Annotated in this window: 8 protein-coding genes and 1 riboswitch; all 8 genes read left to right on the forward strand. The window is 55.5% G+C overall.

All coding sequences use genetic code 11. From position 1 onward, the window contains the following. Window positions 1–265: 265 nt before the first annotated feature. The 8 genes from FDK21_RS19805 (at window position 266) to FDK21_RS19835 (ending at window position 10,921) form a co-directional block, all read left to right on the forward strand. Window positions 266–1,315 carry a polysaccharide biosynthesis/export family protein gene (locus FDK21_RS19805; RefSeq protein ID WP_171022213.1) on the forward strand — a complete coding sequence of 350 codons (1,050 nt, stop codon included), beginning with the start codon at window positions 266–268 and terminating at the stop codon, window positions 1,313–1,315. Window positions 1,316–1,389: 74 nt separating this feature from the next. After that, on the forward strand, window positions 1,390–2,784 hold the full coding sequence (locus FDK21_RS19810) for a capsular biosynthesis protein (RefSeq protein WP_210238854.1): 1,395 nt from the start codon (window positions 1,390–1,392) through the stop codon (window positions 2,782–2,784). Between the two features lie 765 nt (window positions 2,785–3,549). Next, window positions 3,550–3,778: riboswitch (cobalamin riboswitch) on the reverse strand. Between the two features lie 661 nt (window positions 3,779–4,439). After that, entirely contained in the window at window positions 4,440–5,315 is an 876-nt protein-coding gene (locus FDK21_RS19815; RefSeq protein ID WP_138150604.1) for a hypothetical protein, read from the forward strand. Then, on the forward strand, window positions 5,215–6,240 hold the full coding sequence (locus FDK21_RS19820; RefSeq protein WP_138150605.1) for a serine protease: 1,026 nt from the start codon (window positions 5,215–5,217) through the stop codon (window positions 6,238–6,240). The genes FDK21_RS19815 and FDK21_RS19820 overlap by 101 nt, the downstream gene beginning before the upstream one ends. Continuing rightward, a complete protein-coding gene (locus FDK21_RS20720; RefSeq protein WP_171022216.1) occupies window positions 6,200–7,495 on the forward strand; it encodes a hypothetical protein in 1,296 nt (431 codons plus the stop codon). Before FDK21_RS19820 ends, FDK21_RS20720 begins: the two co-directional genes overlap by 41 nt. 106 nt (window positions 7,496–7,601) lie before the next feature. Continuing rightward, on the forward strand, window positions 7,602–9,407 hold the full coding sequence (locus FDK21_RS19825; RefSeq protein WP_171022218.1) for a virulence factor SrfB: 1,806 nt from the start codon (window positions 7,602–7,604) through the stop codon (window positions 9,405–9,407). Then, window positions 9,385–10,536, forward strand: coding sequence for a virulence factor SrfB (locus tag FDK21_RS19830; protein WP_138150607.1), 1,152 nt, complete (start codon window positions 9,385–9,387; stop codon window positions 10,534–10,536). Before FDK21_RS19825 ends, FDK21_RS19830 begins: the two co-directional genes overlap by 23 nt. Window positions 10,537–10,540: 4 nt before the next feature. Beyond that, on the forward strand, window positions 10,541–10,921 hold the full coding sequence (locus FDK21_RS19835) for a virulence factor SrfC family protein (RefSeq protein WP_138150608.1): 381 nt from the start codon (window positions 10,541–10,543) through the stop codon (window positions 10,919–10,921). The last annotated feature ends 42 nt before the right edge of the window (window positions 10,922–10,963 follow it).

Consider the following 10,963-nt stretch of genomic DNA (forward strand, 5'->3'; position numbering starts at 1 on the left):
CAATCAGGCATCCCTATAAGGATTGGATTGGCAGTTTCGTAACTTTTTGGTAAGTATAGGGTCACTAACATCTAAACGCTCAAATGCCGGGATATTGAGGCTATACACGTCATGGTATCCATGATAGAAAGCCGCATGTTTTTTTGTGTATTTGGCCTTAAAGCCGCGAGTCTGTCGCCGAGTAGTATTCATGCTTAGATCAATATTCATTGCTATTTCTTTCCTTGCTTTGACCGGCTGTATGATGACGCCAAGGGAAGGGCCCTTGTCTGTCGAAATCGAGCAGCAGAGTGTCCAGAATGACTATCTGGTGGTTGATGTCGATGCAGACATCGTTGATGGCTTGAATGGTTTTAATCCGGTCGGCCTTGGCAGCCGCTTCCGGAAATCGGGCAATTACACGCCGATTTCTGCTGTGGGTGTTGGCGATATATTGTCGGTCACCGTATTCGAAGCCGACAATGGAGGCCTCTTCTCGGGAGAATCCGGCAACAGTGCAAACTTTCCCAACATTGTTGTAGATCGCGACGGTCAGATTTCTCTTCCCTATTCCGGTGCGATCACCGTCAAGGGCAAGACGCCGGTCGAAATTCAGAATCTCGTGGTCTCCAGTCTCGAAGGCAAGGCAATCCAGCCGCAGGCTCTGGTCAATGTGGTTCGCAACGAAAGCAACGTTGTCACTTTGAACGGCGATGTGACCAAACCAGGCCTCTATCCGCTGCCAACAAAGGGAGCGCGTCTGCTTGATATCGTAGCGTTGGCTGGCGGCACCAAATTTGCAGCGCGTGAAACCTTCGTGACGTTGCAGCGTGGCAAGCGTCAGGGCGTCCAGCTGATGAAAACCATCATTGAGCAGCCCAACGAGAATATTTATGTGTCCCGCGGTGACCGAATCTTCGTTTCGCACGATCCGCAGCGTTATACAGTGCTCGGGGCTGTTCAGAAGCCATCAGTCTATACCTTTGATGCGGCAACCATTTCTGCCCTCGAAGCGATTGCTGCGGCTGGTGGGCTGCAGGATGCCCGCGCCGATGCCACCGGTGTCTTCGTATTCCGCTATGAGGACCCTGCGATCCTCGATTCCCTGAATATTTCCTACAACAAGATGCGTCTTGGCAAAGTCCCAACCATCTATCGCATCAATATGAAGCACGCCAAATCCTATTTCTATGCCCAGTCTTTCCATTTGAGAGACAAGGATTCGGTGTTTGTTTCCAACGCGCGTAGCGTTGAAATTAGTAAAGTGTTAAGATTGCTCAGTCAGGCGACAGGATCTGTTGGCAACGTCGTTGGCACTTACAACCGATTTGATTAATCCGAATGTTGGCCGTCTGTGCGGGCCCGCTCTTGTGGGCCCGGCAACCATGTTAGTATTTTGTGAAAAACATGATGTTACAAACGCCCAAGGCTGAAAAGTCGCGTGTGTTCCTGTTTCTGCAGGGGCATCCCTCCTTCTTTGCTCGCAATGTTGCAGCGCAGCTGGAGCAGGATGGTCACAAGGCCTTGCGGATCAATTTCTGTTTGGGCGACAGTCTCGTCTGGCTCGGTCGTCCTGCTGTGACCTATCGTGGCCGGTTTCGGGACTGGGAGGCCTATGTGCGTCGCTTCATCATTTCGCATGGAGTAACGGATATCGTCTATTATGCCGACCGCAAGCCCTATCATCAGGTGGCAGCACGCGTGGCGCAGGAATTCAAGATCGCGACATATTGCTACGAATTCGGCTATTTGCGCCCGGACTGGATCACCCTTGAGCGTGGCGGCATGTCGGCTTTCTCTCATTTCCCGAACAACCCAGACCAGATCGCACAAATTGCGACACATTGTGATGAGCCGGATCAGGAACTGAAATATCCCTACACCAAGCCGCGGGAAATCCTCTATGAGGTCAGTTACAATCTGCTGAGTTATTTCTCCTTCTTTCTCAATCCTTTCTACCGTGCTGACCGCTATTACAATCCGTTGGTTGAATATGTCTCTGGCATTCCGGGTTTGTTTTTCGAGAAAAAGCGACACCGCGTAGCCCGCGAACTGGTGACCAGACTGGCTAGGAACGGCAATTCCTTTTTCATTTTTTCTTTGCAATTGCAAAGTGATTACCAGTTACGCTCCAACGCACCTTTCTCCCATCAGCGGGAAGCGATCAGGACGGCCATTGAATCCTTTGCGCGGCGCGCAGAAAGCAAAACCCATCTGGTTTTCAAAGCCCATCCGTTGGACAATGGATGGGAGCGCTGGGGTGCTTATATCAAGAAAAAAGCCAAAGAACTGGGGATCGAAGATCAGATCCATTTCATCATTGGCGGCAACCTGACCTTCATGCTGAAATTTGCCAAAGGCTGCGTTCTGATCAACAGCACGGTTGGCATGCATGCCATTCGCCTTGGTTGCCCTGTCAAAGTGCTTGGACATGCCGTTTATGATATCCCGCGGGTGACGCATTCCGGGCCACTGGACAGCTTCTGGGACAATCCGCAAAAGCCCGACGCCGCCTTGGTGGACGATCTGGTGAAGGTGATGGCCAATACCATTCAGGTCAAGGGCAACTTCTTCACCACCAAAGGCCAGAGAGCCGCAGTGCCTGCCTTTGCGGCCAGACTTGCCAACGGAGACGTCAATTGCAAGGGCGCCTTCCTGCCCCTGCCGCCACGTCTCTCGACCTTGAATGCCCACGAGCCGCCATTGCATTGGCAAACCGAGCCGACCGTGGGGCGCGCAGCGCCGAGGCCTGCGGAAGAAGAGGCTGCTGCCGACATGGATGCAGCATCAGCACCGACCTACTGAGGCCGACCGCGATCCCATCGGGATGGGCGCGTTTCCCCGATCCGTCATTTGGCAGAATCTGGGACAGCAAAGCGCAAGCTGGCAACCGTTCCTCCAACTGTACCCGAGTTTAATGTCCGGCAACTGATGCGTCGCTCTATGCGACAGCGATCGAATATGGTGCGAAAATCCATTGATTTGCCAAGTATGTGCCGATTGGGATCCAGCGAAACGGTCCGCGATTGATCCGGATCGGATCAAGTGGGAGAGGGATAGGGGATCAAGCCGGAAGAAACCGTAAGCCATACGGCTGTCATGAAGACGCAGTGGGAACCAATCACTGGTCCGGCTCGATCTCCTGGAAACCGCTTCCCTCGACACACCAGTCCGGCCATCGAAGTGGTTGCGGCTGGAGGTGAGCAGGTGTTGCCTTTGCGGAAGGCATTCGGGGGAAACGGCTATTCAGTTATCAAAGCCAGATTTGACGTTCTGACGATGATGCATTTCAAAGCAGGCGCCGAGCGGCTGCGTCTGCTGTGTGGGTCTATGCGGTCTGGTTGGCGGACTGTTCAGCATCTGGAGCGAATGGATTTGAAGTGACAGCACATCAAATCCGGCTGAGACAGCGGACGCCTGTCGCGCCGCATAGTTCAGAAAACGAAAAGTCTCGTGATTCTTATGGCTTTGTCCTTCCGCTTGAATGCGGGGACACTTTGAAACCGGTCACGATACAGGCATGTGCATAGCATAGCATGTTCAGTCTCCTTCCGACGCTCCCCGGCCGGGTTGAGTTGCAATCAAGATGGCAGGTCTCCTGACTTGCGGGTCTTCGCGTTACCGACCTTCCCGGGCAAACAATCCAGACATGGCTGGAGCCCAGTGGTGTTTCGGATTTGCTATCCGCCTACAGTTGCGGGGGCAGTCATGGATTTGTCGCACAATACGTCGCACCATGTTCCCTTTTCATCCTGACAACCTCGAAAGGTGATCAGGAACCATCTGCACAAAATATGCAGCCTGAAGCTTCCAAAGGCAAGACTGGCCTTTGGGCTAGGTGCGAGGAAAAGCGTGCGAATTCAGCCTCTATCACTTGTCATTGTGGGTCGTGCAGCCTTGACGTCTCATTCAATTTTGAAACGAAAAATCAGTCGGTTGACTTGATCAATAATGGCATTTCTCAGAATTGCTTCTTCTGCCAGGCCGGGGCGATCGCCCGCCAGGCAGTCAATCCCGTATGGCAGCCATGCGTGTTTTGAGGGGGGGCAATGAGGATGAGTTTGTAATCTGGGAGATCTGTCACTGCGCGCTCGAAGTCAGGGCATTCGATGCGTGTAAGAAAATGTACCCAGCAGCAAATGAAAGAGTTATTACAACCGAAGGTAGCCGAAGTATTATTATGATTTTTCGGCAAGAGTAAAGATTTGATTTTCTGAATGCACCTATAGAGAGTATCGATGGTGCAAATTATGGCAAAAAAATGATTAAGCACTTCAATTTTAAATTTTATTGCAATAAAAATACCAGCGCGCAAAAGTTTAGTAATTTCGGGGGCGCTGGTGACAGAGCAGCAAATTTTTCTGAAAAGTGTCAGATATTCTGGAGAAAATGAGGTTTCTTTCCAACAGAACTCCGCTCTTGACGGATTTGAGGATGGACTGGAATATCTAAGCAGTCATATGCCACGTTATGCACGCCTGTTTGCTGCTCCTGCATTGAAGCGTGGCGTTGATGGCGAGGTGACAGCCGCAGATTGGTATGGATCGGAGCCCGGCCAACCAACGCCTTGGGGCGCGCTTGGTCAGACGGATAAAGTCAGGGTTGCAAATTTTCTGCGTGGATTTGTCAAGGATCTGATGACCGCCGTGGGGAGATCGCAGGATCCGCGCGCCCGTTTGGTCCTCTGCTGGTTGCCGGTCCTTTCCCTTGATCAGGATTTGTTGGTGGTCAATGGACATCCCATTTTGACCAATTGGGGCCTTGTGCCGCATGGAACCATGGATTTCGCTGACAAGCTGGCGTACCATCTCATGCATGGCATGGGGCAGTTTCTTCCAGAAGGCGTCGACGTTGCCGATGTCGCGGACATGATTACGCAAGAAGATCGCGCAGGGAAAACGTCGGAGCCGGAGCTGCAAGACGAACCAGAAGGCCCGCAGGACGCGCTTGGCGAACAGAGTCAGACACCTTTGGCCGAAGCCACATCGCAAGCAGCGACGTTCCAGCCAGCCAGCGCAAGGCCTGCAAACTCGAGTGAATCTGCTCCCCCCGACGCTCGGCCCATTTCCGCCACCCGGCCTCAATCGCCTTTATCCCATCCAGCCGCACAGCGTGCCACCGCTGAAGGTCTGCAGCACACCGCTGAAAACACAATGCCTCCTCCAACGGGGCAAGAGCGAATAACAGGCGCTGAACGAGACCGCCGCGCACCGCGTTGCTGGCTGCCTGTGCTCATTGCCTGCCTTGTTGCTGCTTCTGTTGCTGCTGCTGCCCGGTATTTTGGTCTTTCCCAAGCAAGGCACTGCCGTGGCGATGCTCGGCAATCTGGCGCTTGAACAATCCGAAGCGGCGATGCGTACCCGGATCAATGATCTGAAATCCGAATTGGCAAACCGGAGCTGCCAAGCTCCCGCTCCCCTGCCTGACTTGCCCGGCGTAACACCGGGCGGAACGCTCCCGGCCACGCCATTGCCCCCGAACGCTGCCGGTGCGATGCGCCGACTGACGGTTGCCGATGTGGTCACGATGCTGGATCAGGCAACGGTGTTGATCGTCGCCGGTGACGGGACGCGCACCATGAGCAGTGGCAGCGGCTTTTTCGTCAGTCCGGACTTGATTGTCACCAACCGTCATGTGGTCGAAGCCTCGCCAGCCGGCCATGTCATTGTCGTCAACAAGGCCCTTGGCGGCGCGCGCAAGGGCAAGGTCATCGCCACCAGCGCCACCAGCAATCTGGGCGAACAGGATTATGCCTTGATCAAAATGCTGGGTGATCCATTCCAGCAAGCCCTGCCCCTGACGAAGGCATCGGAGAAGGGGCAGCAGATATATGCTGCCGGCTATCCAAGCATCTTCATGGAAACGGACGAGCATTTTCTGAAATTGTTGGCGGGTGTGGTGACCTCAGCGCCTGACATGGTGCTGACACAGGGCATCGTCACGGTGTTGCAGGACAGCCCCGCAGGCAATCGGATGGTGCTGCATAGTGCCGATATCTCGCCGGGCAACAGCGGCGGGCCGATGACCGATCGGTGCGGGCGGGTCATTGGGGTCAATACCTTTGTCAAGACCAGTTCCGAACAGCAGGTCCGGCTCAATTTTGCCCTGAAGAGCGACAGCCTTCTCGCCTTCCTTGCTGCGCAAAATGTTCACATCGATCAGCAGGACGCGCCATGCTTGTCGAGTGCGCCGGCTAATCAGGCTGAGGCGGCTGAGCGACATGAAGCAAAGTCAGCAGATCGCCTCCACTGCGGCCATTGATCTCGCCCCGATCGGCGGGCGCAAAGAGCGGGATTTTGAACGCCTTACCGACTATCTGGCCGTGACGCTGGGGCCAGACCATGCCGCCATTTTCAGTGAGCCGCAAAGCAGCACCGATGGCACCCGGATTCATTGGTATATTAGCCGATCCGGCCCGGTTGCGCGATTGGATACTCTGGACGCTGAAAGCGCTGATGGGGTCCTGAGCCGCTTTGGGCGGATGCAGCATGATATCCTGCAACTTGCCGACAAACTTGCAACCAGCAAGGAGGCATCCGATCGGGCTTTTGGCCGCGCGCTTGCCAATGCCATCCGTATTCCGGATCAATCCTATATTTATGCCCACAATGGCAATCCAATTCTTGTGGGCTGGGGGCATCGTCTGGCCAAGGCCTCTGTTGGCAATGATGAAATCGGCATTCGTGCACCGGCTCGGCCTCACATGACAGAAGCCGCAGAGATGCCGATAACGGCACCAGTACAACAGGAAGCACCTGTTGCTACCGAGGCGGAGCCTCTCAAGCCAGCAACCGAACAGGTGGAAACAGAGGAGCCCAACCATACGTGGCTGCGCTGTCTGACTGCTTTGCTGTGGTTGTTGCTGGCTGGCCTGATGGCCGCCATCCTCTATTTGCTCTTCATGGCCTGCGCCGTTTCTTTCTTGCCTTGGTTTTCCTACTGTCATCAAAGCCCAGCAGCTGCCGTCAATTTGGCCGATCTCCAGCGGGAAGTGCGCGTGCTTAAAAATGCGCTTGCCTTCAAAAAGGAAAATTGCGCGGAAGATCCGCAGCCAGGAGCAAATCTGAACAATTCCGACATTTCCAACCGTCTCACCCAACGCAGCGCAGGCAATGGTGCCTTGCAGATCTCTCTGGCTTGGAACGGGTTGGCTGATCTGGATTTGGCTGTCAAATGCAACAATGGGGCGGTCTGGTTCCGCAGTCCATCGGCCTGTGGCGCAAGGCTGGATACGGATTCCAATGGTGGCCGAAACAACACACCCCGTCCGATTGAAAATATCGTCTGGCAAAGTGCTGACACCATTCCAGCGGGCAAATTGCCGATTTTTGTCACGCTTTATAGCCATCGCAATCAGCCTCCAACAGACATTCCCTACACCATTCGCGTTGTGCGGCGGCAGGGGGATCAGATCACCGAGCAATTTACGATCGAAGGGGTCGCCTCGCGGCAAAGCGTCAAGCAATCCGTCCCGGTCGGCTCCGCAAACCGAAATCCGAAGAAGGCAGCAAAATGACAACCCTTGCAAACATTTCCCTCGTTCCCTTCTCCGGCATCCAGTTTGTCACCCGCGAGCTCGATCTGAGCCAGCTGACCGCCCCGGTGAGGATCCGTATCGACGCTTGCTGCAGGGTTGGAACGAAGAGGATCCCGACGGTGATCCTCCCCATGAAGAGCAGGGCAATGACATTGGTTATGGCATTTCCAAGACCGCCGCTTTGGAGCCGTTTCTTGGCAAATGGTTTCCAGTGCCCTTTTTGCGCCGGACCGAGGCGCGCAGCGCCGACGGTGCTCTGAATTTCGCGCTCGGCCCGAGCAACTGGGCCCGTGCCATGATCGTCTCCGGTAGCGAGAAAAGCACCGAGGATGGTCTCTGGTACAAGGTCATTTTTGCCTTTGATACGGCTCTTGATCTGGATGAAGATGATGATGGGGAAAAACTTGAGGGTCATGAGGAGGCGGCAGCCGAAGTCCGTCCCTATGTGGCTCCCCGCCGGTCTGACGTGCGCAAGGCGCAAGAATTTCATTTCGTCGCCTCAATGAGCAAGATCGCCTGGTTTCTCTCCAACCCCCAGACCAGCCCGCAGGATGACAGCGTTCGCGACTATCAGATCTGGGTGGCGAACTGGATCGAGGAATTGTTCGAAGCCTTCCTTGAGAAGAAAAGCAAGGGCAAGCGGCGTGAGCGTGAACGGTTCCTCGAACATATTGCCCGCTGGATCACTCTGATTCAGATGATCGACAAGCTGGTCGTACCTGAGCCTGTGCGTTTTGTTGATACAGTATCCGATGACAAGACGATCCGGCCGGTCGAGGCCGATCTGGTGCTTGATGTCGGCAACTCGCGCACATGCGGCATGCTGATCGAAAATTATCCCAACGAGGATGCAGTCGAGCTTAACAATTCGCTGGTGCTCAAGCTGCGTGATCTGCAACAGCCATGGATCACCTATGACGAGCCGTTCGAAAGCCACGTCACTCTGTCGCAAGCTGATTTCGGTCCGGAAAATCTCTTCCGCCAATCGACCCGCGGCGATGCCTTTCTCTGGCCGACCCTCGTGCGTGTCGGGCCGGAGGCCATGCGCATTAAACAAAAGGAGCCGGGGTCTGGTTCGATCATCGGCATGTCGGCCCCAAAACGGTATTTGTGGGATGTGGCAGCCGCCAACCAGTTCTGGCGCTTCCCCCATTCCGACTATGGCATCGATGAAGGCATGCCATGGATCGGGCGTATCGCTCGGCGGCGCCTGAACCCCAATGGCGATGTCCTGTCCCACGTGCAGGATGATATGCGGCTCTATGCCTCGCTCTATCCCGGCACCAAAAAGGCCGATTTTACCCGCCCCAGCACCAAACTGAGCTATTCGCGCTCAGCCTTCTACGGCTTCATGCTGTCGGAAATCGTCTATCAGGCCTGGGTGATGATCAATGACCCGGCGGTCCGGGCGGAGCGTCGCCAAAGCGAAGCGCCCAGAAAGCTCAATCGCATCATCCTGACCCTGCCGACCGCCTTGCCCATTCAGGAACAACGGATCATGAAGGTGCGCGCCGAAAGCGCCGTGCAGTTGCTCTGGGACATCTTCGAATGGGAGGGCAATCAGCCGCCGGGTGTTCACAAGCCTTCAGTGCATGTCTCCTGGGATGAAGCCAGCTGCGTCCAGTTTGTCTGGCTCTATGGGGAGGCCAGCCGCTGCTTCCGGGGACATATTCAGGAATTTTTCGAAATGACCGGCAAGCCGCGTCCGCGCTTCGAGGCAGACGAGCTGCCAACGCCCGGCACGCCGTCAGAGCCATCCTTGCGTGTCGCCTGTCTCGACATTGGCGGTGGCACCACCGACCTGATGATCACCACCTTCTTCCAGAAGGAAGACCGGGCCATTCTCCCCGTCCAGACCTTCCGCGAATGTGTGCGGATTGCCGGTGATTGAGCGGGCGCTGATCGATCATGGTGCAAGGGAAGCCCGCACCCGTTTGAGCGATCTGTTTAATGGCGACCGCGCCAACATGAGCGAACAGCAAAAACATGCTCGCCGGCAATATGTCCAGCAGGTGTTGGTTCCAGCTGCCCTTGGCATTATGGAGCGCTATGAGGCGTCCGGCGAGGATCGCTATGAAGCGGTGCATTCCGCGACGGTCGCCGAACTGGTGCGCGAGTCCCTCTCCGTGTCGCCATCGGTGCTGCAATATCTGCAATCGGCCTTTGCGCAAGGCCATGAAGACGCCTTTGACATCATGTCGATGACCGTGCCGGTGGACTTCACGCAAGTCGCCAAGGCCATCGACGAGACGATGGAACCGGTCTTCAGCACCGTCGCCGAAGCATTGGCACATTTTGATTGTGACTATGTGCTTCTGTCGGGTCGCCCGTCCAAGCTGGCCGCCGTGCAGGAAAATCTCCTCAACCGCTTGTTCATCGCGCCCGACAGGTTGCTCTCGATGGGCCATTATCGTGCGGGCAACTGGTACCCGTTCCGCTCTCGCGGCAACACCGAAATCGGTGAGCCCAAATCCTGCGTTGTCGTCGGTGGCGTGCTCTGTGCTCTGGCGGAACGCAGCCTGACCAACTTCATGCTCTACACCAACATGCTGCAGGCTCGCTCGACCACCCATTATATCGGCGTGCTGGAGCAGGGCGGCAAGCTCTATGACAAGAATGTTCTGTTTGCCAAGGAAGACGACGAGCCGGGCGGCGAGGAAAGAGATCATAACTTCAACCTCTATTCGGAAAGCCTGATCGGCTATCGCCAATTGCCCTATGAGCGATGGGTCACGGCACCCCTTTATCACGTCCGCATCACCGACGCCAATCTGGCCCGGCCGATTGATGTCCAGTTGAGCCGCGACGAGGTGGAGGATCTTGAAGAACAGGACCTGCCGAACGAACAGGCCGTCAGCCTGATGAAGCATGAGGCAACCAAGGAAGATCTCCGCATCGAGGAGGCGATGGACCCGGTCGGCAGCCCGGTCGATCGCTCGGTCATGATGACCTTCCGCACTTTCCCACTGGAACAGGGCGACCATTGGCTTGATTCCGGTATCCTGCAAGTAGGCGAGTAATAAAATGATTGTTAATAAACAGCTTATCGAAGAAACGCAATCAGTCGCCACTCAGGTTCAGGACGCCATCGGCTGGGTCGGGCAAGCGGATAACACCAAGCGCATCGGCGAGGCGATCAATTCGGTCGACAAGGAACTCAAGCGTGGCAAGGTCGAAGCGTTGCGGTTGGAGGAAGCCGCCCAGCGTCCTATGGCTGTGGCCGTGTTCGGCGCCAGTCAGGTTGGCAAGTCCCATCTGATTTCGGTGCTCGCTCGCAAGGATGACGACCTGTTTGCCATGTTTGACGGGGTGGACGAGCCCGTCAGCTGGAGACCCGCAAAAACCACCCAATTTGACCGATGGAACATCGTTGTGACCGGCGGCCACGGTTCATTGCAGCGCTGATTGCGCAGTTCTTGCGATATTTGGTCTGTTTTCTGCCCCTTC

This window comes from Cohaesibacter sp. CAU 1516, from assembly GCF_005771485.1.
Lineage (GTDB): Bacteria > Pseudomonadota > Alphaproteobacteria > Rhizobiales > Cohaesibacteraceae > Cohaesibacter > Cohaesibacter intestini.

What these genes read in the sequence shown, in the direction of transcription:
- FDK21_RS19835 (WP_138150608.1), top strand. Translation starts at nt 10,541, where the DNA reads ATGATTGTTAATAAACAGCTTATCGAAGAAACGCAATCAGTCGCCACT.
- FDK21_RS20720 (WP_171022216.1), top strand. Translation starts at nt 6,200, where the DNA reads ATGAAGCAAAGTCAGCAGATCGCCTCCACTGCGGCCATTGATCTCGCC.
- FDK21_RS19815 (WP_138150604.1), top strand. Translation starts at nt 4,440, where the DNA reads ATGCCACGTTATGCACGCCTGTTTGCTGCTCCTGCATTGAAGCGTGGC.
- FDK21_RS19810 (WP_210238854.1), top strand. Translation starts at nt 1,390, where the DNA reads ATGTTACAAACGCCCAAGGCTGAAAAGTCGCGTGTGTTCCTGTTTCTG.